The sequence below is a fragment of the Pseudomonas sp. B21_DOA genome (assembly GCA_030544685.1).
Taxonomy (GTDB): domain Bacteria; phylum Pseudomonadota; class Gammaproteobacteria; order Pseudomonadales; family Pseudomonadaceae; genus Aquipseudomonas; species Aquipseudomonas fluorescens_AO.
This window is the reverse complement of sequence record CP086683.1, coordinates 271,285-291,224: the sequence shown is the minus strand read 5'-3', so window position 1 is coordinate 291,224 and position 19,940 is coordinate 271,285. Positions and strand designations below refer to the sequence as shown.

The window sequence follows — 19,940 nt, the reverse complement described above, 5'->3', positions numbered from 1 at the left end:
GCCCATTAGCCGGCAGTTCAAGACTGACAGAGGAAGAAGACCGCATGAGCCAGACCAAGACGCTTACAACCGCGAGTGGCGCGCCAGTTGCTGATAACCAGAATTCCCGTTCCGCCGGCCCACGCGGTCCGCTGCTTCTCGACGATTTCCATCTGATCGAAAAGCTCGCGCACTTCAACCGTGAAAACATTCCTGAGCGCCGTGTCCACGCTAAAGGCTCGGGCGCCTACGGCACGTTCACCGTTACCCGTGACATTACTGAATACACCAGTGCGAAGTTGTTCGAGTCGGTAGGCAAACAAACGCCAACCTTTCTGCGCTTTTCTACCGTGGGTGGCGAGCGTGGTTCGGCCGACACCGAGCGCGATCCGCGCGGTTTCGCCTTGAAGTTCTACACCGAAGAAGGCAATTGGGACATCGTCGGCAACAACACGCCAGTGTTCTTCATCCGCGATCCGCTGAAATTTCCTGACTTTATCCACACGCAAAAGCGTCTGCCGCAAAGCAACCTGAAAAGCGCGCAGATGATGTGGGATTTCTGGTCGCATTCGCCTGAGGCGCTGCACCAGGTCACCATTCTGTTTTCTGATAGGGGCATCCCTGACGGCTATCGTCACATGCACGGCTTCGGTAGCCACACCTACAGCCTGATCAACGCCAAAGGCGAGCGTCACTGGGTGAAGTGGCACTACAAGACTCAGCAAGGCATCAAGAACCTGGCACCAGCCGAGGCTGCCCGTTTGGCCGGTACCGACCCGGACTATGCGCAGCGTGACCTGTTCGAGGCCATCGAGCGCGGTGAATTCCCGAAATGGCGCGTGTGCATTCAGATCATGACCGAAGCCCAGGCGGCGGCTCATTACGAGAATCCGTTCGACGTGACCAAGACCTGGTCGCAGAAAGAGTTCCCGCTGATCGAAGTCGGTGAACTGGAGTTGAACCGCAATCCGCTGAATTACTTCGCTGAGGTCGAGCAGGCTGCATTTGGCCCGAGCAACATGGTGCCAGGCGTCGGTCTGTCGCCGGACCGCATGCTGCAAGGTCGCGTATTCGCCTACGCTGACGCGCACCGCTACCGTGTGGGCACCAATCACCAGCAATTGCCGGTGAACGCGCCGCGCAGCCCGGTGAATACTTATCAGCGTGACGGCTCCATGGCTTTCGGCAGCAACGGCGGCGCGGCGCCGAACTATGAACCGAACAGCTACGTTGAATCGCCGAAACAAGCGCCACACTACGCTGAACCAGCGCTGGCCTTGAGCGGTGCCGCTGATCGTTATGATCACCGGGAAGACACCGACTACTACAGCCATGCCGGTGCCTTGTTCCGCTTGATGAGCGATGAGCAGAGGGCGTTGCTGGTCAGCAACATCGCTGGTGCCATGGCAGGTGTTTCCAGCGATGTCGTCGATCGCCAGCTGCAACATTTCTACAAAGCCGATCCGGCGTATGGAGAAGCAATCGCAAAGCTGCTTAACGTACAGCTTAACGAAGTCTAAACGAGAAGCAGAACCGCCCTCATTTGGGCGGTTTTTGCGTTATTTGGCCTGCTTTTCTCAGAATATCTTCGCTTTTATTGCGCTTCGTGAGTGACCTTCCGGTCATGTTGGTTCAAACTACAGACTTTCAGGAAGGGAGATGTAGGGCGATGCAAGGCCACCCAGATGTAATCGATTACCTCAATACGTTGCTGACCGGCGAACTGGCCGCGCGTGATCAATATTTCGTTCATTCGCGGATGTATGAGGACTGGGGGTTCACCAAGCTCTACGAGCGCATCAACCACGAGATGGAAGAAGAAGCCGGCCACGCCGATGCATTGATGCGGCGGATTCTGATGCTCGAAGGTACGCCGCGCATGCGTCCGGATGATCTGGATGTCGGCACCACGGTGCCTTCGATGCTCGAAGCTGATCTGCGCCTCGAATACAAAGTCCGCGCTGCGCTGTGCAAAGGCATCGAGCTTTGCGAGCAACACAAGGACTACGTTAGCCGTGAGATTCTGCGGGTTCAACTCAATGACACCGAAGAAGATCACACCTACTGGCTGGAAAAGCAGCTGGGCCTGATCAAACTGATCGGTCTCGAGAACTACCTGCAATCCCACGCGTCCTGATTGCAACGGCTATAAAAAAGCCCCTGTCACTTCAACGGTGACAGGGGCTTTTTCATGCCTGGCGGTCAGGCCCGATCGCGGATCAGCAGCGGCTTGAGATAATGGCCGGTGTGAGATTGCTTCATCTCGGCCACTTCTTCCGGCGTACCGGTGGCGATGATCTGCCCGCCCTTGGAACCGCCTTCAGGACCGAGGTCCACCAGCCAGTCAGCGGTCTTGATCACATCAAGGTTGTGCTCGATCACCACCACGGTATTGCCGTGGTCGCGCAGGCGATGCAGAACGTCGAGCAATTGCTGGATATCGGCGAAGTGCAGGCCGGTGGTCGGTTCGTCGAGGATGTACAGAGTCTTGCCGGTATCGCGTTTGGACAGTTCTCGCGACAACTTGACCCGCTGTGCTTCACCACCGGACAAGGTCGTCGCCGACTGCCCCAGCTTGATGTACGACAGGCCAACATCCATCAACGTCTGCAGCTTGCGCGCCAGTGCCGGCACCGCGTCGAAGAACTCCCGCGCTTCCTCGATGGTCATTTCGAGGGTTTCGTGGATGCTCTTGCCCTTGTATTTGATCTCAAGGGTTTCGCGGTTGTAGCGCTTGCTCTTGCACACATCACAGGGCACATAGATGTCCGGCAGGAAGTGCATTTCCACCTTGATAAGGCCATCGCCCTGGCACGCTTCGCAGCGACCGCCCTTGACGTTGAACGAGAAACGCCCCGGGCCGTAACCACGGGAGCGCGACTCGGGCACGCCGGCAAACAGTTCGCGGATCGGTGTGAACAGCCCTGTGTAGGTCGCCGGGTTGGAACGCGGCGTACGGCCGATCGGGCTCTGGTCGATGTCGACGACTTTGTCGAGATGTTCCAGACCTTTGATGCTGTCATGCGCGGCGGCTTCCAGCGTGGTCGCACCGTTGAGTGCCGTTGCGCTCAGCGGGAACAGCGTGTTGTTGATCAGTGTCGATTTGCCAGAACCGGAGACGCCAGTCACGCAGGTCAGCAGGCCGATCGGGATGTCCAGATCGACATTGCGCAAGTTGTTGCCACGCGCACCTTTAAGCGAGAGGTTGAGCTTCTTGTTGCGCGGCGTGCGTTTGGCCGGCACTTCGATCTTCACCCGGCCGGACAGGTATTTGCCGGTCAGCGAATCCGGGTGCGCCATGACTTCGTCCGGCGTGCCCTCGGCAACGATCTGCCCGCCGTGCACACCGGCGCCAGGGCCGATATCGACGACATAGTCAGCCAGACGAATCGCGTCTTCGTCGTGCTCGACCACGATCACCGTGTTGCCGATATCGCGCAAATGCTTGAGCGTGCCGAGCAGGCGGTCATTGTCGCGCTGATGCAGGCCAATGGACGGTTCGTCGAGGATATACAGAACGCCGACCAGGCCCGCGCCAATCTGGCTCGCCAGACGGATCCGTTGCGCCTCGCCACCGGACAGGGTGTCGGCGCTGCGATCCAGCGACAAATAGTCGAGGCCGACGTTGACCAGGAACTGCAGACGCTCGCGGATTTCCTTGAGGATCTTGTCGGCGATCTCGCCGCGGCGCCCGGTCATCTTCAGCGCGCCGAAATATTCGCAGGCATCGCCAATCGGCAGGTTGGTCACTGCCGGCAAGGTTTTCTCGCCAACCCAGACGTGCCGTGCTTCGCGGCGCAGACGCGTGCCACGGCAATCCGGGCAGGCCTGATGGCTGAGGAACTTGGCCAGCTCTTCGCGCACGCTCGCCGATTCGGTTTCGCGGTAACGGCGCTCCAGGTTCGGCACGATGCCCTCGAAAGGGTGCGAGCGTTTGACGATGTCGCCACGGTCGTTCAGGTATTTGAAATCGACATTCTGCGAGCCGCTGCCGTGCAGGATGAACTTCTGCTGCTCGGCGCTAAGGTCGTTGAATGGCTTGTCCAGACTGAACTTGTAGTGCGAGGCAAGTGAGCCGAGCATCTGGAAGTAATAAACGTTGCGCCGGTCCCAGCCGCGTATCGCGCCCTCGGCCAGTGTTAGCTCGCCATTGACCAGACGTTTGATATCAAAGAACTGCTTCACGCCCAGACCGTCGCAGGTCGGGCAGGCGCCGGCCGGGTTGTTGAAGGAAAACAGCTTGGGTTCCAGCTCGCTGATCGCGTGGCCGCAGATCGGGCAGGCGAAGCGTGCGGAGAAGATCATTTCTTCACCCGGCTCGTCGTCCATCGGCGCCACCAGGGCAATGCCGTCGGCGAGTTTCAGCGCGGTCTCGAAAGACTCGGCCAGACGTTGCTGCAAATCAGCGCGAACCTTGAAGCGGTCAACGATCACATCGATCGAATGCTTCTTTTGTTTATCCAGCTTCGGCAGCTCGTCGAGCTCGCAAATGCGTCCGTTGACCCGGGCGCGGACGAAACCTTGCGCACGCAATTCTTCGAAAACCGACAGGTGTTCGCCTTTGCGTTCGCGGATCACCGGCGCCAGCAGCATCAGCTTGCTGCCTTCCGGCTGCGCCAGCACCAGATCGACCATCTGGCTGACAGTCTGCGCTTCCAGCGGGATGTCGTGATCCGGGCAGCGCGGTGTACCGACGCGGGCATAGAGCAAGCGCAGGTAGTCGTAGATTTCGGTGATGGTGCCGACCGTGGAACGCGGGTTGTGCGAGGTCGACTTCTGTTCGATGGAGATCGCCGGCGACAGGCCTTCGATGGTGTCGACGTCGGGTTTTTCCATCATCGACAGGAACTGCCGGGCATAGGCCGACAGCGATTCGACATAGCGGCGCTGACCTTCGGCATACAGCGTGTCGAACGCCAGGGACGACTTGCCGGATCCGGACAGGCCGGTGATGACGATCAGTTTGTCCCGTGGCAGGGTCAGGTCGATGTTCTTCAGGTTGTGGGTACGGGCCCCACGTATCAGGATCTTGTCCAAAGTGGCCTCGCTCGGCGGGCGTCGAAAACGTAGGAGTATACGGGCAAATACTGGATGGATGCACACTATCAAACGAAGGGCGTTTTGCCGTTCATGAAGAGAGTTTCATCTATACGCGTCATAGCGTCGCGATATACCCCGTCTTCCGATGGGACTGGTAGAATCGCCGCCGGTTCACACGAGGTTTTTCCATGCACGATCCCCACAGCGAACGCATGAGTGGCAGCGAGACCCGCGCGGCGAGCGGTCTGGCCCTGGTGTTCGCCTTCCGTATGCTTGGCATGTTCATGGTGTTGCCGGTGCTGGCGACCTATGGCATGGATCTGGCGGGAGCGACCCCGGCCCTGATCGGGCTGGCGATTGGCGCTTACGGCCTGACCCAGGCAATTTTCCAGATTCCGTTCGGCATCATTTCTGACCGCATCGGCCGCCGGCCAGTGATTTACCTCGGCCTGATCGTCTTCGCTCTCGGCAGTGTTCTGGCTTCCCAGGCCGATTCGATCTGGGGCGTGATCGCCGGGCGGATCCTGCAGGGCGCCGGGGCGATTTCTGCAGCGGTGATGGCGCTGCTGTCCGATCTGACCCGCGAACAGCATCGCACCAAAGCCATGGCGATGATCGGGATGACCATCGGCCTGTCGTTCGCCGTGGCCATGGTGGTCGGGCCGTTACTGACCAGCGCGTTCGGGCTGTCGGGGCTGTTCCTCGCCACGGGCGCCATGGCGCTGGTCGGTATCCTGATCATCATGTTCATGGTGCCGCAGTCCACCGGGCCGTTGCAGCACCGTGAGTCTGGCGTCGCCCGGCAGGCACTGATGCCGACGCTCAAGCACCCGGATCTGCTGCGCCTCGATCTGGGCATCTTCGTCTTGCATGCCATGTTGATGTCGAGCTTCGTCGCCTTGCCCTTGGCACTGGTGGAAAAAGCCGGCTTGCCCAAGGAGCAGCACTGGTGGGTTTACCTGACCGCGCTGCTGATTTCGTTCTTCGCCATGATCCCTTTCATCATCTATGGCGAGAAGCGACGCAAAATGAAACGAGTTTTGCTCGGTGCCGTCATGACACTGATGCTGACTGAACTATTCTTCTGGCAGTTCGGCGACAGCCTGCGCACTCTGGTGATCGGCACGGTGGTGTTTTTTACCGCGTTCAATCTGCTCGAGGCCTCGTTGCCGTCGCTGATCAGCAAGGTTTCACCGGCAGGCGGCAAGGGCACGGCCATGGGCGTGTACTCCACCAGCCAGTTCCTCGGTTCGGCACTCGGCGGGATACTCGGCGGCTGGTTGTTCCAGCATGGCGGTCTGTCGGTTGTGTTCCTTGGATGCGCCGCGCTGGCTGCACTTTGGCTGGCCTTTGCTGTTACCATGCGCGAACCTCCCTACGTGACGAGCCTGCGCTTGCCGTTGTCGCCCGAAGCGATCCGCGAAGCGGGTCTGGTCGAGCGCCTCAAGGCCCTGGTAGGGGTAACAGATGCAGTGATAGTCGCGGAAGAGGCGGCTGTTTACATCAAACTGGACAAAGAATTAGTGGATCGCACCACCCTCGAACGCTTGGTCAACAACCCGGCCGGGGCTGCGTGCGACGCTTAGGAGAACGTTATGGCCCGTGGGGTTAACAAAGTCATATTGGTCGGCACTTGCGGCCAGGATCCCGAAGTTCGCTACCTGCCTAACGGTAACGCCGTGACCAACCTGAGTCTGGCCACCAGCGAACAATGGACCGACAAGCAGACCGGTCAGAAGGTCGAGAAGACCGAATGGCACCGTGTGTCGATGTTCGGCAAGGTTGCCGAGATCGCCGGTGAATACCTGCGCAAGGGTTCGCAGGTGTACATCGAAGGCAAGCTGCAGACCCGCGAGTGGGAAAAGGACGGCATCAAGCGTTACACCACTGAAATCGTGGTCGACATGCAAGGCACCATGCAATTGCTCGGCGGCCGTCCACAACAGGGCGACCAACAAGGTGGCGGCAACAACTACCAGCAGCAGGCGCCACGTCAGCAGGCTCCACGCCCGCAGCAGTCGGCTCCGCAGCAGCGTTCGGCTCCGCCAGCGCCACAGCAGGCCGCACCGCAACCGGCTCCGGATTTCGACAGCTTCGATGACGATATTCCGTTCTGATTCGCCGCGGTAACCGCTTTAAATGAAAAGGCCCGTCGCTTGAGCGACGGGCCTTTTTTGTTCAGGAAATTCCTGGCTATTCACAATCTCCTGTGGGAGCGAGCCTGCTCGCGAATGCGTCAGATCAGTCGATGCACCTGTAACTGACAGGACGCTTTCGCGAGCAGGCTCGCTCCCACAAGGTAACTTCGTCTTAATCCAGAATCAGATGCGGCAGGAAGCGGCTGGAGTCCTTGGTGATCAGGCTATTGTCCTCACGCACACCAATCCCTGCCGCCTCATCTCCAATCACCCACGAGCCAATCAGCGTGTAGCTGTCGCCAAACTTCGGCAGCGGTGCGAACTCCTGCAGGATGAATGGCGCATCGGTGTAGGGCCCGTCCTCTTTGACAATCAGCCCCTCCGCTGTTTGCAGTTCGATATTGGCGCCCTCGCGGGAAAAGTACGGCTTGCGCACCCAGCCCTTCGGCACCGCACTCTGCGGATTCGGATCAAGGTGCGCGGCGAGCAGATTCGGATGTCCCTTGTGCAATTCCCACAGCAGCGGCAGCGCACCTTTGTTCGACAGAATTGCCTTCCACGCCGGTTCGAAAAACTGTGTATCGCACTCGGCGATCGCCGCGCCGAACGGTTCGTGGAAGATGAATTCCCAGGCGTGCAGCTTGAACAGATGCGGGATCCAGCGATCTTGCAGATCGACGAAACGGCCCTCAGCCGTCAGGCCGATGTCTTCGATGTCGATGTGGCGTGATTCGATGCCGACCTTTTCCGCGATCAGCCGCAGGTAGTCGGTAGTGCCTTTGTCCTCGACCGAGTCCTTCATCGAGGCAAAGTAGAACGGCCGCTTCAACTGCAATTCGGCGAAGGCCTGATGCAGCTTGGTGTCGATGCTGTTGAACTGGTCGGCATGCGGCGGCAGCGTGCCACGCTCAATGCATTGTTCCAGCCAGCCCCACTGAAACGCCGCCGCTTCATAGAGGCTGGTCGGTGTGTCGTAGTTGAGCTCCAGCAGTTTCGCCGGCCCGTTGCCGCTGTAGGAAAAGTCCATACGACCGTACAGATGCGGATGACCTTCGCGCCATGAGGTGCGGATCATGTCGTAGTACGCCGCCGGAATGCTCAAGCGATCGAGCAACTCTTCGCTGTTGACCACGCGATCAACCAGATCCATGCACATCTCATGCAGTTCGGTGGTCGGATCTTCGAGATCGTTTTCGATCTGCGCGAGGCTGAACTGGTAGTAGGCGCTTTCGTCCCAATAAGGTTCGTCGTCGATGGTGTGGAACAGGAAACCGAGGCTTTCGGCGGTGTGTTTCCAGTCGGGGCGCTCGGCGCAGTGGATCTTTTTCATGTCAGCTGCTCGAGCGTCCGGAACTGCTGCCCCAGCCACCCCAACCGCTGCGGGCGCTGGACTGACTGCCGAAACCGCCGCGCGAAGTCGACGACGCAACGTTCACCGGTTTGCTCTTGCTGCTTTCGTAATCCGCCTGGCTGCGCGAGGTTGTGTCAGCTCGGCGGTACTGCGTTGAGGTGTTGTACGGCTGGCGCGTTTCGCGATCACGGTAAACGGTGCGTTCGGCGTTGTTGCTCATTGCGTTGCCGATCAGCCAGCCGGTCAGCCAGCCATTGCCGCCGCCACCTGAGCCACCGGAATAATGCGAGCCGCCGTGGCTGGCACTGCTGCTGGTGGTGGTGTCCCCCGCCGGCATTTGCGAATTGGCGATGGCATCGAGATCCTGCGGCGTCTCGGCATTGCCCGGCACTTTGAAGCCGCCGAGTTTCGGCACAAAACGACCATCGGAATTTTTCTGACACCAGCCAGCGGCAAAGTCTGCGTCGCACTTGGCCTTGTCGGTGTAGGCCGGGGCGATGCGCCGATGTTCGTTCAGAGCGGCGACGTAGGCGCTGGAGCAGAGATCGGCGGCCACTTCGGCGTCGACACATTGTTCAACGCTCTGGAAATTGCGCGGCTGATCCAGCGCTGCTGCTTCACCGGAGATCGCCATCGCCACCGACGCGGCGAGGGACAACTGCACGTATTTGCTGCGTTTCATCGAGAGGCTTCCTGCCGGTCAGTGGGACGGGGTCATGCACGCGGCATTGAGCATGCCGACGCTGATCGCCACGGCGGCGACATAAATGCCGGCGGCGACTTCGCCGTTGGCGATGCGCTGGGAAGTGCCCTTGAGCACCAGCCCGGTAGCGACGAATGCCAGCAACTGCACAACGGCAGCGATGACAGCCCACAGCACGAAATCGAGCACGTTGACCGAGTAGGCGATCACGTTGCTCGCCGGAATGGCGAAACCGATGATCGCCCCGGACAGGGCAATGGCGGCGGCAGTGTTGCCGGCGCGGATCAGTTCGAATTCCTTGTGCGCGGTGACGCGCGTGTAGACGAATTGAAACAGCATGAACAGCAACACGGCGCCGATCAGGTAGACGACAAAACCGACCAGCGCGGTTTTGTTCAGGAAACGGCCAAGACTTCCAGCATGAAAAACTTCCTTTTTAGATGGCGCTCAAATCAGTCGTGTACAGCGAGATGCCCAGCGAGGTGCTCAGGCTGACGGTGCCTTCTTCATCCTGTTCGACGGAGAACAGCAGCAGTTCGCGGCGATCGGTCAGGCCGGTGTCGCGGGCATACAGCATGGCGTGGTGCTTGATGGTGTAGGACTCGTCCGGGTTGACTACGTGTTCGGTCATCGGCACCAGTTCGGTCTGATGCAGTTCGGTGCCCCATTCACGGGTGTATTCGACACCGTCGTGGTTGTAGGTCGGCAGACCGATCAGGCTGTTCGGCCCGGCCAGACGCTGCAGTTCCGCATCACTGTTGACCGTCACGTAGCTGAGGTAATTGAACAGGGTGACCGACTCGACCTGATCATCGCCGGTGACGTGGATCTGCACCCAGAAATCCTCGTCGTTCATGTAGTAGCGGTGCAGCTTGTTGGACTGGCCGAGATCGACCCAACCGGCGCTCCACACCGCTTGATCGAATGGCACCCGCACCGAAGTCGAGCCTTCCAGCAGCAATGCCAGGGTCGTGTCAAAGCGCACGCCTTTGCCTTGTGCCATGCCCAGTGGACCGCTGGCGCCGGTGCTCGTTGGCGCAGCGGTCTGCCAATTGCTGGTGCCGAGCAAGTCTTTAAACCATCCCATGGGTACGTTCCTTGAAGCGGGTGGAGGTGTTCGGGGGTGAAAAAGTGGCGGTAGTGTAACGGGCGAAGCGGTGAACGACACGCCGCAAACCGTGTGGGAGCGAGCCTGCTCGCGAATGGGCCGTGTCAGTCACCATCAATTTTGACTGTCACGACGCTTTCGCGAGCAGGCTCGCTCCCACAGGTTACCGTTCAGTGATTACTGCGCGGACTTCTGCTTCAGCCGCTCAAGGATCGCGTTGGCGCTGCCTTCGTTCGGCGTGATGCCGGCGTCGCGCAGTTTGCGTTCCAGGTCGTTGCCGGTAGAGGCGTCGGCCAGTTCATCTGCGGCGTTCAGTTCGGCAGCGCGTTGCTGCTGCTTGGCTTGCAGGCGGTTCAGGGTGCCGACCGCGGTTTCCAGTTTGCCGTTGGCGCCGCCGCTGGCAATCGAGGCGCTGACCTGGGCTTTCTGCACGCTGTCGCGGGCCTTGGCCATGTCCACTTGCTGGCGCAGGCTCTTGATCCGCGATTCGGCTTTGCTGATGTCTTTGCGCATGTTGTCGGCGTAGGCGCCGAATTCATCGCTGAGTTTCTTCTCGGCAGCGAGGTCGTTGGTCAGGGTCGAAATCGCTTCGGCCACTTCCCGCGCCAGGTCTTCACGGCCGGCATTCAACGCGGCCACAGCCTTGGCTTCGAGGTCCTTGATCTTGGCGTCGTATTCGCTGACGCGGTCGGCGGCGAGTTTGTGCTTGGCCATGATCGTCACCAGTTCGCGGCGAGCATTGGACAGCGCGGTGTCAGCGTCGCGGATTTCCTGATCGAGGATGCGCAGCGCCTGCTGGTCGGCGATGGCTTCGCCGACTTCATTGGCGCCGCCGCGCAGTGCGGTGAACAACTTGCTCCAGATGGACTGAGTCATTGGATATTCCCTGTTGATTACTTGAAGAAGTGTTCGAAGGCTTCGCTGGCGCGCTGCACGTTGTCGACCAGGGTTTTCACCTCGGTGACGACGTTGGTCAGGCTCGAATCAGCACTGAGGGCGCCGAACATGTTGTAGACGGTCTGGCCGTTGGGCATCGACTCGATGCCGATCGACGACAGCGGGAACATCTCGCGGCTGCGCAGCACGGCATCGTTGAACGCCTGGACATTGCTGATCGAATCGATGTCCACCAGCACGGTGTCGACGATGATCTGCTGGCCGGCCAGGGCGATGTGAATCGGCAGGCCGCCGAATTCGTTCATTTCCAGCTTGATGCTCGGCTCGGAGCTCTGGATCAGGGACAGCGAAATCTCTTGGGAAGCCACCTCGTCCAGCGCCTTGAGGGCATTGAAGAGGCTGTCGATGGTCCAGTTGTTGCCTGCGCTCATGTATTTCTCCGACATGAAAGAGCCAGCCAGAATCGGTTGGCGTAGCTGTTGCTCCATTTGCTTGAGCAAGCTTCGGTTTTCCGGAAGCACCCAAGTTTCGTGTTTCACATAACCGGCGGCGGCCAGGCCTGCGCGCATCTGCTTCATGTAGAAGCTTGACGGTTTTTTCGCCGACGTCTTGCCGCGCTCGCCCTTGGGGCTGGCTGCGGCAGTCGTCTGAGTGCGGCTTGTCATGGCTGTTTTCCGGTTATGAACATCTCACGCGTGGGCCACACTACAACCAATGCAAAGTGCCATCAATGACTCACGCGTGAGATTTTCATGACAGACGCAAAAAGGCCCGCAACGTGGCGGGCCTGTGGATTGCGCAGTTGTTGCTAGGCGTTGCTGCTCAGGAACTGGTCAGTCGATACCACGTTGGCATAGGCGAAACCCAGCGCCGCCATGAATGCTGCGTGCACCTGGGCGGCCGGCACCGTCAGGCCATTGAATTCCAGATCACGGCTGGCGCAGGCATCGTGAATCACTGTGACGCCGTAACCCATGTCCGCCGCCGCGCGGGTGATGCCATCGATGCACATATGGCTCATGCTGCCGGCCACCACCAGATCGGTAATGGCTTGTTCGTCGAGCACCGCTTTCAGTTCGGTCTCACGGAACGAGTTGACGAAGTGCTTGAGCACCACCGGCTCGTCGGCGCGGTTGAGCACTTTCGTATGCAGTTTCGCGCCCTCGGAGCCGGGAGTGAAAAACGGCGCATCGTCGGAGGTGAATTCATGCCGAATGTGCACCACCGGATTGCCCGTTTCGCGAAAGGCTGCGATCAGCCGTGCGGCGTTGTCCGCAGCGGCGTCGGCGCCGACCAGCGGCCACTTGCCTTGGGGAAGTAGTCGTTCTGGATATCGACTACGATGAGCGCTTGCTTGGCCATGGGATTGTCCTCGAGGCAGTGATTGGTTGTGGCCTCAGTATCGGCGCTGGCCGAGGATTCGGGGATTGGCCGCACCGACAATAGACGGGGAAAACTGACAATGGCTGCACAAAAAGCCGCGACTGCTGGACTGGGCGTGCTGATTTACCCCGGCGCGCAACTGGCGGCCGTGCACGGTCTGACCGATCTGTTCGCCGTGGCCAACCGCATCGCCGCCGACTATCAGGCAGTGCAATTGCCGTTGCTGCGAGTCAGTCACTGGCAGGTCGAGGGCGAGCAGCTGCCGACGCGGGTTTTCGACAGTCATCCCGGTGCGGAAGACGCTTTGCTCGCCGTGCTGATTCCGCCGTCCCTCGGCGGGTTCGATGCGGCGCAGATGACTCCGAGCCTGACGCAATGGCTGCGCGATCAACATGCCCGCGGCGCAACCCTTGGTGGTGTGTGCGTAGGCTCGTTGATGCTCGCTGAAAGCGGCTTGCTCGACGGTCGCAGCGCCACCACCCACTGGACCTCGGCACAGGCTTTTGCCGAGCGTTACCCGAAGATCAAACTGAACGCCGACACGCCGATTGTCGACGACGGTGACCTGATCACTACGGCCGGGCTGATGGCCTGGTCGGAGCTGGGACTGCGCCTGGTCGATCGCTTGCTCGGCCCGAGCATCGCCACCGCGACCGCGCGTTTTCTGGTGATGGAACACAGCGACAGCGCCAGCGAATGCGGGAGCAATTTTGCGCCGATCCTCAGTCATGGCGACGCGGCGATTCTCAAGGTCCAGCACTGGTTGCAAAGCACCGGGGCGACGGATGTTTCGCTGAACGCGATGGCCGAGCGCGCGGGCCTTGAAGAACGCACTTTCCTGCGCCGATTCCGCGCCGCCACAGGCTTGAAACCGACCGAGTATTGCCAGCATCTGCGGGTTGGCAAGGCGCGAGAAATGCTCGAATTCACCCATGGCACGATCGATCACATCGCCTGGACGGTGGGCTATCAGGATCCGGGTGCGTTTCGTGCGATTTTCAAGAAGATTACCGGGCTGGGGCCGAGTGAGTACCGGGGGCGGTTTGGGTTGACGCGGTAGCCCGGGCACTGGAGTAACCCTGTGGGAGCTGGCTTGCCAGCGATGCGATCAATCAGTTGCAAAACAGGTGACTGATCCACCGCCATCGCTGGCAAGCCAGCTCCCACAGGTTTTGCACAGGACCACGGATCGTGCAATTTGCCGGAGTTTTGCGCGCCGTCGTGCAGTTTGAAACAGGCGTGATGCCAGCACTTCAGGGGCAAACACCCGATTACCGGGCGGTCCGTGGGGATCGTTGATTGGCCTGATCTCTGCACTTTCCCTGAGTGAACCCATCGACTGATAAAAGGGGAACGCATGACCCCGACACCCAGCAAGAAAATCGTCGTTGCTCATTCGGTGCGTACCGAGGCACCGCAACATGAAGTCGAGACCAACAAGGCCCTGGCGCGCTGGCTGGCGCAAATCCTCGGTTGCAAATTCGGCGGCAGTTACGATCCGGCCAAACATCAGGGTCGCGAGCTGTATCTGCTGCCAACGCAAACCATTGTTGGCGCTGCCCACGCTCAAGCGCTGGGAATCAAAGGCCCCGATGACTTGTGGGGCGGTTACGTCGAATACGATTTCATCTGCACCAAAGCCATCAGCCACGGCTTGCGCAGCCATTTGGCGCACGCGCCGAAGGGCTGGTCGCCGCTGTTCTCGGAGCGGGTGCGCAACGTTGTGCTCGACGGTCTCAGCGTATTCGCCCTGGAAGATGCGCGGCCCGCCGCCGAGCATCTGCTGTACGCCGGGCCGATTCGCCTGAAGCCGGTTCACGCTTGCGCCGGGCGCGGTCAGGAAGTGGTCAAAAGCCTCGACGCGTTCGATGAGATCCTCGCGCGGCCCGAGGCGCAAAGTCTGTTCAGCGACGGCGTAGTGCTGGAGCAGGACTTGAGCAACGTCGTCACCCACAGCGTCGGCCAGTCGTTCATCGGCGGCAAGGTGTTGAGCTACTGCGGCGAGCAGTACTTGACCGAGGACGGACAGGGCGAAGAGGTCTACGGCGGTTCGAATCTGCTGGTGGTGCAGGGCGGCTATGACCAATTGCTCGCGCTGGATCTGCCTGATGATGTGCGTCTGGCCATCGAACAGGCGCAGGTATTCGACAGCGCCGCCAACGAAGCCTACCCGCGCTTTTTCGCCTCGCGGCGCAATTACGATATCGCCCAAGGCCTCGACGCCAGCGGCAACCGCGCAGCGGCGTGCTCGAACAATCCTGGCGCATGGGCGGCGCCAGCAGCGCTGAAGTGGCCGCGTTGCAAAGCTTCGTCAACGATCCACAGATGCGCGCCATCCGCGTGTCGTCGGTGGAAACCTATACCGATCAGGCGCTGCCGGCGGACGCCATCGAGGTCTATCGCGGCCCGGCGGAAAACAGCGCGTTTCTTCTCAAATACGTAACGGTCCAATCCTATGACGGCTAGAAGCGAAAGCATTCAAATCGACATCGATGACGAACAGATGAGCGGGACGTTCCTCAGTCCCAAATCGAAAGTCCCGGGGGTGTTGTTCGTTCACGGTTGGGGCGGCAGTCAGGAACGTGATCTGGAACGGGCCAAAGGCATCGCCGGCCTGGGTTGCGTTTGCCTGACCTTCGACCTGCGCGGGCACACTGGCGGCACCGGAATTCCGCTGACCCGCGTGACCCGTGAAGACAATCTGCGTGACTTGCTGGCGGCTTATGATCGCCTGTTGGCGCACCCGGCGCTGGATACCTCTGCGATCGCTGTGGTCGGCACCAGTTATGGCGGCTATCTGGCCTCGATCCTGACGTCATTGCGCCCGGTGCGCTGGCTGGCGCTGCGCGTGCCGGCGCTGTACCGCGACGAGCAATGGCACACGCCCAAGCGCGATCTGGATAAAGCCGATCTGCGTGACTACCGCAGCACGCTGGTACGCGCCGACAGCAATCGCGCCCTGCATGCCTGCTCGCAATTCACTGGCGACGTGCTGCTGGTGGAGTCGGAAACCGACGACTTCGTGCCCCACGCGACGATCATGAGTTACCGCGCCGCGTGTCAGCAGACTCACTCGTTGACGCACCGGATCATCGATGGCGCGGATCACGCCTTGAGTGATCCGGTGTCGCAGCAGGCCTATACCTCTATCCTGGTGGACTGGATTACCGAGATGGTGGTGGGGGAGCGGTTGAGCATTATCCAATCCAGATGATGTTTCGCATGTACCGGCCCCTTCGCGAGCAGGCTCGCTCCCACAGGTTGAGCGCATTTCAAATGTGGGAGCGAGCCTGCTCGCGAAAGGGCCATCAGCAGCAATGCATGGTCAGGAAGGTTTCTTCTCGATGCGCAACGCCTTGGCCTTGGCTTCCACCACCAGATACATCACCACCGTAATCAACAGCGGCAGCAGGAAATAAATCGCCCGATACGCCAGCAGTCCCGCGACCAGACTGCCCCGCGATGCCTCGTGTTGCAGCAACGCCACAAACACAGCTTCAAGCACACCCAGCCCCGCCGGAATGTGCGTGATGACCCCGGCAATCGCGCTGATCAACAGCACGCCCAGCACCAGCGGATAATCCAGTTTGCTTGGCAGCAGAGTGAAGATTACCGCCGCCATCAGTGACCAGTTCAACGCGCCCAAGAGCAATTGCAGGACCGCCATGCGCAGCGACGGCAGGTTGATTTCCACGCCGCGTATCGACCACTCGCGACGTTTGGAAAACTGGCACGCCGCCAGATACCCGGCGCTGACCAACAGCAACAACACACCCACCAGTTGCAGCGCATCACTGCTCAGTTTCCAGCCTGGCGGCATGCGCACCAGACCGCTGCTGAACACCACGCCGGCGATGGTCATGTAGCCGAACCAGTTGGTCGCCAAGCTCAAGCCAAGAATCTTGGCGATGTTGCCTTTGCTTACGCCGAGCCGCGAATACAGGCGATAACGCATGGCGATGCCGCCGACCCAGGCGCTGAGATTGAGGTTGAAGGCGTAACTGATGATGCCCACCGGCAGGATCTGCTTCCAGGTCAGATCTTGCCGAATGTAAGTGCGGCCGATCAGGTCGAAACTGGCGTACACCAGAAAGCTCAGCAGGGTCAGGCTGGCGGCGATGATCAGTGTGCGCACTTTGAAATCGGCGAGGGTCTCCAGCACCTCGGCCCATTCGATGCGGGTGGCGAACATCGTCAACAGGACGATCAACGCGAGGAAAAACAGGAGGGTCAGCGGACGTTTCCAGCGGCTCCATTTCGACGGCGCCGCTGGTGCCGAATGGTTATCGGAGTGCACTTCGAAATGACTCATGGACGCGCACCTCGGAAAGGCTTCAGACGCGGTTTATGCGCCGGCAGCCAACCGGCCATGGCCGGGAAGTGCCGCAGGAAGTGGAACACCAGAAAGCCCACGGTCATGTGCCAGATGCGCCCACGCGGCAACAGCTTGGCATCCATGGCTTTGCAGTGGTTCCGGCTGAGGTCTTCGAGACGCTCGTACAGGTGCTGATTGAAGGCGCGATCGCGGATCAGTACGTTGGCTTCCAGATTCAACGACAGGCTCAGCGGGTCCAGATTGCTCGAGCCGACGGTGCTCCAGTCATCGTCGACCAGCGCGACCTTGCCGTGCAGCGGGCGCTGGCAGTATTCGTGAATCTGCACGCCGGCACGCAGCAGATAATCGTAGGTCATGCGCGCTGCCAGTTTGGCGACGAGCATGTCCGGCTGGCCTTGCAGGATCAGCCGCACCTCGACGCCACGGCGCGCGGCGTTGCGGATCTCGCGCAGCAAACGGTAGCCGGGGAAGAAATAGGCGTTGGCGATGATCACCCGGCGCTTGGCCTTGCGCAGCACCTGCAGATACACGTCTTCGATATCTGTGTTGTGTTGATCGTTGTCACGGAACACCAGGCGTACCTGGCCATCGTGATCGGTGAAGGCCATTTCCTCCAGACGCTGGCGCCGGCGTCGCCACCAGAACCGCGCGCGTCCGGGGCGACCGCTTTGCAGCAGGGCGAAGTGGTGGATATCGGCGACCACCGGGCCCTGGATTTCGACCGAGTAATCCTGCTTGGCTTCAGGGCCGAAGTCGGCCAGATGATCGCCGGAAAAATTGATCCCGCCGATGAACGCGATCAAACCGTCGACCACCACGATCTTGCGGTGCAAGCGGCGGAACCAGTTGGTGCGAATGCCCAGGTGCTTGGGCGCGGGATCGAAGATCTGCAAATGCACGCCGGCATCGCTGAGGGCCGACAGATAGCCGGTGCTCAGCTCGCCGCAGCCGAAGCCGTCGAGGCTGACCGTGGTGCGCACGCCGCGCTGGGCGGCTTCGATGAGGATCTGCTGCAACTCGGCGCCGACCTTGTCTTCGAAGACGATGAAGGTCTCCAGCAGGATCTCGCTCTTGGCCGCGCGCATCGCTTCGAACACGCGGGGAAATATTCCTCGCCGTTCTCCAGCAGCTCTACGCGGTTGTTGCTGTGCCATTGATACTCGACGTCAACGTGGCCGGGTTCGCGCACCGGCGGGTTCAGCGTGACCGGGTCGACGGCGGATTTCTCCAGTGGCGCACTGTTCATAGTTCAATCTCCACCGATAACGGTGCGTGGTCGGAAAGATGGGACCAGGGCCGGTTGGTCAATACTTTTGGCCGGCTGGCCTTGAGGTTGCGCACGTAGATGCGGTCGAGTCGCAGCGCTGGCAGCCGCGCGGGAAAACTGCGCGCCGGTTTGCCGTGGTGTTCAGCGAACACTTCACGCAGGCCACAGGGCTTGAGCTGCGCATCGGCACGCTGGCGCCAGTCATTGAAGTCGCCGGCGACGATCACCGGCGCATCGTCGGGCAGTTCGGCGAGGCGTTGCATCAGCAAATCCAGTTGCGCATTGCGATGGCTCTCGCGCAGGCCCAGATGCACGCAGATCGCGTGCACTTCGGTGCCGTCACCGGGCAGGCGCAGCACGCAATGCAACAAGCCGCGGTTTTCATGGCCGCTGATCGACACGTCGAGGTTGTCGTGGCGGATGATCTGGAATTTCGACAGCAGCGCATTGCCGTGATCGCCCGCCGGGTACACCGCGTTGCGCCCGTAAGCGAACTGCGGCCAGAGGCTGTCGGCGAGGAACTCGTATTGCGGCATCGTCGGCCAGTTGTCGTAGCGTTTCGGATGCTGCTCGTGGGTGCCGTGCACTTCCTGCAGAAACACCACGTCGGCGGCGACGCTGCGCACCGCCTCACGCAGCTCCGGCAGAATGAAACGCCGGTTCAGCGCAGTGAAGCCTTTGTGGGTGTTGACCGTCAGTACGGTGAAGGTGCGCACCGAGGGCGCAACCACGGAGCCTTCGTCGGTGAAACCGACCGGTTCGGGAATGCTCATGACAGAACTCCTTCTGCGGCAACTTGCCCGGGAGTCGTGGCCAGGTCTTTATCGAGGTCGAAGCGCTGCAACAGGTTGCGTGCGTCGTAGGGCGCGCGGACTTTGATGTCGTTGTCGAAGTAGCAGAACACTTCGCGCGATTTGCGTGCGCGGGGTTTCAGGCGTGGCGCTATCAGGTGGGCGTCCTCTGGCTGTTTACCGTGATGCCAGGCGTCGATGCGCTCGGCCCAGCGCTTGAGCGCTTGCTCGGAATAACCGCTGGCGTAGAGCTCTTCGGCGCCGTGCAGGCGCAGGTAGACGAAGTCGCTGGTGAGGTCTTCGCGGTACGGCCATTTGCCGGCGGTGTCAGCGACCACCAGCGCCACGCTATGGCGCTGGAGCAGGCGTACGAACTCCGGGTCGATGAAACTCTCATGGCGGATTTCCACGGCATGGCGCAGCGGCTTTTTGCGCCAGGCTTTGACGCTGGCGTGGCCGGGCAGATGGGAATCGTGTTGGCGGGCGAGGGCGGCTGCGGCTTGGGTATCGTGGGGCAGTTGCGCGAGAAACTGGTCGAAGCGCTCGGCGTCGAATTTGAAATTCGGCGGAAACTGCCAGAGGATCGGCCCGAGTTTTTCCTTCAGCTCCAGCACGCCCGAGGCAAAGAAATTCGCCAGCGGTTTTTCGATTTCGCGCAAACGGCGCACATGGGTGATGAAGCGCGGCGCCTTGACGCTGAACACGAAGTCATCGGGGGTTTCGGCGTACCACTGGGCGTAACGTTCAGGGCGTTGCAGAGCGTAGAACGATCCATTGATTTCGATGCTGTTGACTGCGCGGGAGGCGAACTGCAATTCGCGCTTCTGCGCCAGTCCCTTCGGGTAGAAATCCCCGCGCCACGGGGCGTAGCGCCAGCCTGAAATACCGATGTGAATCGTCGCCATCCCATCCTCCCGTAGAAAGTCCTCGTGTTGCCGATGTTCTGT

16 protein-coding genes and 3 pseudogenes are annotated in these 19,940 nt (G+C 60.5%); 7 read left to right on the top strand and 12 right to left on the bottom strand.

Annotated features, from left to right (window positions below):
• Positions 1-44: 44 nt before the first annotated feature.
• Positions 45-1,499: a catalase gene (locus LJU32_01375; GenBank protein WKV89173.1), complete on the top strand. Its 1,455-nt coding sequence runs from the start codon at positions 45-47 to the stop codon at positions 1,497-1,499.
• 149 nt (positions 1,500-1,648) lie between these two features.
• Positions 1,649-2,116 (top strand): bacterioferritin, encoded by a 468-nt coding sequence (gene bfr / locus LJU32_01370; GenBank protein WKV89172.1) that lies wholly within the window; start codon positions 1,649-1,651, stop codon positions 2,114-2,116.
• A gap of 65 nt (positions 2,117-2,181) precedes the next feature.
• Here the strand turns inward: bfr and uvrA are convergent, their stop codons facing one another.
• Positions 2,182-5,016 (bottom strand): excinuclease ABC subunit UvrA, encoded by a 2,835-nt coding sequence (uvrA, locus tag LJU32_01365; protein ID WKV89171.1) that lies wholly within the window; start codon positions 5,014-5,016, stop codon positions 2,182-2,184.
• A 191-nt stretch (positions 5,017-5,207) separates the two neighbouring features.
• Here uvrA and LJU32_01360 point away from each other — a divergent pair, with 191 nt between their 5' ends.
• A complete protein-coding gene (locus LJU32_01360; GenBank protein ID WKV89170.1) occupies positions 5,208-6,605 on the top strand; it encodes an MFS transporter in 1,398 nt (465 codons plus the stop codon).
• Between the two features lie 9 nt (positions 6,606-6,614).
• Complete coding sequence (locus LJU32_01355) at positions 6,615-7,136, top strand: single-stranded DNA-binding protein (protein ID WKV89169.1); 522 nt, start codon at positions 6,615-6,617, stop codon at positions 7,134-7,136.
• A gap of 193 nt (positions 7,137-7,329) precedes the next feature.
• Here the strand turns inward: LJU32_01355 and LJU32_01350 are convergent, their stop codons facing one another.
• The 7 genes and pseudogenes from LJU32_01350 to LJU32_01320 form a co-directional block, all read right to left on the bottom strand.
• Positions 7,330-8,487, bottom strand: coding sequence for a glutathionylspermidine synthase family protein (locus LJU32_01350; protein ID WKV89168.1), 1,158 nt, complete (start codon positions 8,485-8,487; stop codon positions 7,330-7,332).
• A gap of 1 nt (position 8,488) precedes the next feature.
• A complete protein-coding gene (locus LJU32_01345; GenBank protein WKV89167.1) occupies positions 8,489-9,190 on the bottom strand; it encodes a DUF1190 domain-containing protein in 702 nt (233 codons plus the stop codon).
• Positions 9,191-9,208: 18 nt separating this feature from the next.
• A complete protein-coding gene (locus LJU32_01340; protein WKV91017.1) occupies positions 9,209-9,610 on the bottom strand; it encodes a DUF350 domain-containing protein in 402 nt (133 codons plus the stop codon).
• Positions 9,611-9,647: 37 nt separating this feature from the next.
• The gene (locus tag LJU32_01335; protein ID WKV89166.1) at positions 9,648-10,298 is read right to left on the bottom strand and encodes a YjfK family protein; all 651 of its coding nucleotides are present in this window, start codon (positions 10,296-10,298) and stop codon (positions 9,648-9,650) included.
• A 198-nt stretch (positions 10,299-10,496) separates the two neighbouring features.
• Entirely contained in the window at positions 10,497-11,195 is a 699-nt protein-coding gene (locus tag LJU32_01330) for a PspA/IM30 family protein (protein WKV89165.1), read from the bottom strand.
• 17 nt (positions 11,196-11,212) lie between these two features.
• Positions 11,213-11,794 carry a YjfI family protein gene (locus LJU32_01325; GenBank protein ID WKV91016.1) on the bottom strand — a complete coding sequence of 194 codons (582 nt, stop codon included), beginning with the start codon at positions 11,792-11,794 and terminating at the stop codon, positions 11,213-11,215.
• 230 nt (positions 11,795-12,024) lie between these two features.
• Positions 12,025-12,578 (bottom strand): annotated as a pseudogene (locus tag LJU32_01320) (cysteine hydrolase).
• A 100-nt stretch (positions 12,579-12,678) separates the two neighbouring features.
• Here LJU32_01320 and LJU32_01315 point away from each other — a divergent pair.
• From LJU32_01315 to LJU32_01305, 3 genes and pseudogenes are all read left to right on the top strand, one after another.
• Positions 12,679-13,659: a GlxA family transcriptional regulator gene (locus LJU32_01315; GenBank protein ID WKV89164.1), complete on the top strand. Its 981-nt coding sequence runs from the start codon at positions 12,679-12,681 to the stop codon at positions 13,657-13,659.
• A gap of 297 nt (positions 13,660-13,956) precedes the next feature.
• Positions 13,957-15,065: pseudogene (locus LJU32_01310) on the top strand (DUF3182 family protein).
• Positions 15,055-15,813, top strand: a complete 759-nt coding sequence (locus tag LJU32_01305) for an alpha/beta fold hydrolase (protein ID WKV89163.1) — start codon at positions 15,055-15,057, stop codon at positions 15,811-15,813. Before LJU32_01310 ends, LJU32_01305 begins: the two are co-directional and overlap by 11 nt.
• Positions 15,814-15,924: 111 nt before the next feature.
• Here the strand turns inward: LJU32_01305 and LJU32_01300 are convergent, their stop codons facing one another.
• The 4 genes and pseudogenes from LJU32_01300 to LJU32_01285 form a co-directional block, all read right to left on the bottom strand.
• Positions 15,925-16,911, bottom strand: coding sequence for a lysylphosphatidylglycerol synthase domain-containing protein (locus LJU32_01300; GenBank protein WKV89162.1), 987 nt, complete (start codon positions 16,909-16,911; stop codon positions 15,925-15,927).
• A pseudogene (gene clsB / locus LJU32_01295) lies at positions 16,908-18,181 on the bottom strand (cardiolipin synthase ClsB). The gene LJU32_01300 and the pseudogene clsB overlap by 4 nt, the downstream one beginning before the upstream one ends.
• On the bottom strand, positions 18,178-18,975 hold the full coding sequence (locus LJU32_01290; GenBank protein WKV89161.1) for an endonuclease/exonuclease/phosphatase family protein: 798 nt from the start codon (positions 18,973-18,975) through the stop codon (positions 18,178-18,180). Before LJU32_01290 ends, clsB begins: the two are co-directional and overlap by 4 nt.
• Positions 18,972-19,898 carry a DUF72 domain-containing protein gene (locus LJU32_01285; GenBank protein WKV89160.1) on the bottom strand — a complete coding sequence of 309 codons (927 nt, stop codon included), beginning with the start codon at positions 19,896-19,898 and terminating at the stop codon, positions 18,972-18,974. Before LJU32_01285 ends, LJU32_01290 begins: the two co-directional genes overlap by 4 nt.
• Positions 19,899-19,940 lie beyond the last annotated feature (42 nt).

Excerpts from the sequence above, each read along its gene's own strand:
- LJU32_01325 (WKV91016.1), bottom strand. The coding sequence starts at position 11,794 with ATGAAGCAGATGCGCGCAGGCCTGGCCGCCGCCGGTTATGTGAAACAC.
- LJU32_01315 (WKV89164.1), top strand. The coding sequence starts at position 12,679 with ATGGCTGCACAAAAAGCCGCGACTGCTGGACTGGGCGTGCTGATTTAC.
- LJU32_01290 (WKV89161.1), bottom strand. The coding sequence starts at position 18,975 with ATGAGCATTCCCGAACCGGTCGGTTTCACCGACGAAGGCTCCGTGGTT.
- LJU32_01360 (WKV89170.1), top strand. The coding sequence starts at position 5,208 with ATGCACGATCCCCACAGCGAACGCATGAGTGGCAGCGAGACCCGCGCG.
- LJU32_01305 (WKV89163.1), top strand. The coding sequence starts at position 15,055 with ATGACGGCTAGAAGCGAAAGCATTCAAATCGACATCGATGACGAACAG.
- LJU32_01300 (WKV89162.1), bottom strand. The coding sequence starts at position 16,911 with ATGAGTCATTTCGAAGTGCACTCCGATAACCATTCGGCACCAGCGGCG.
- LJU32_01335 (WKV89166.1), bottom strand. The coding sequence starts at position 10,298 with ATGGGATGGTTTAAAGACTTGCTCGGCACCAGCAATTGGCAGACCGCT.
- LJU32_01345 (WKV89167.1), bottom strand. The coding sequence starts at position 9,190 with ATGAAACGCAGCAAATACGTGCAGTTGTCCCTCGCCGCGTCGGTGGCG.
- LJU32_01375 (WKV89173.1), top strand. The coding sequence starts at position 45 with ATGAGCCAGACCAAGACGCTTACAACCGCGAGTGGCGCGCCAGTTGCT.
- bfr (WKV89172.1), top strand. The coding sequence starts at position 1,649 with ATGCAAGGCCACCCAGATGTAATCGATTACCTCAATACGTTGCTGACC.
- LJU32_01330 (WKV89165.1), bottom strand. The coding sequence starts at position 11,195 with ATGACTCAGTCCATCTGGAGCAAGTTGTTCACCGCACTGCGCGGCGGC.
- LJU32_01355 (WKV89169.1), top strand. The coding sequence starts at position 6,615 with ATGGCCCGTGGGGTTAACAAAGTCATATTGGTCGGCACTTGCGGCCAG.
- LJU32_01285 (WKV89160.1), bottom strand. The coding sequence starts at position 19,898 with ATGGCGACGATTCACATCGGTATTTCAGGCTGGCGCTACGCCCCGTGG.
- LJU32_01350 (WKV89168.1), bottom strand. The coding sequence starts at position 8,487 with ATGAAAAAGATCCACTGCGCCGAGCGCCCCGACTGGAAACACACCGCC.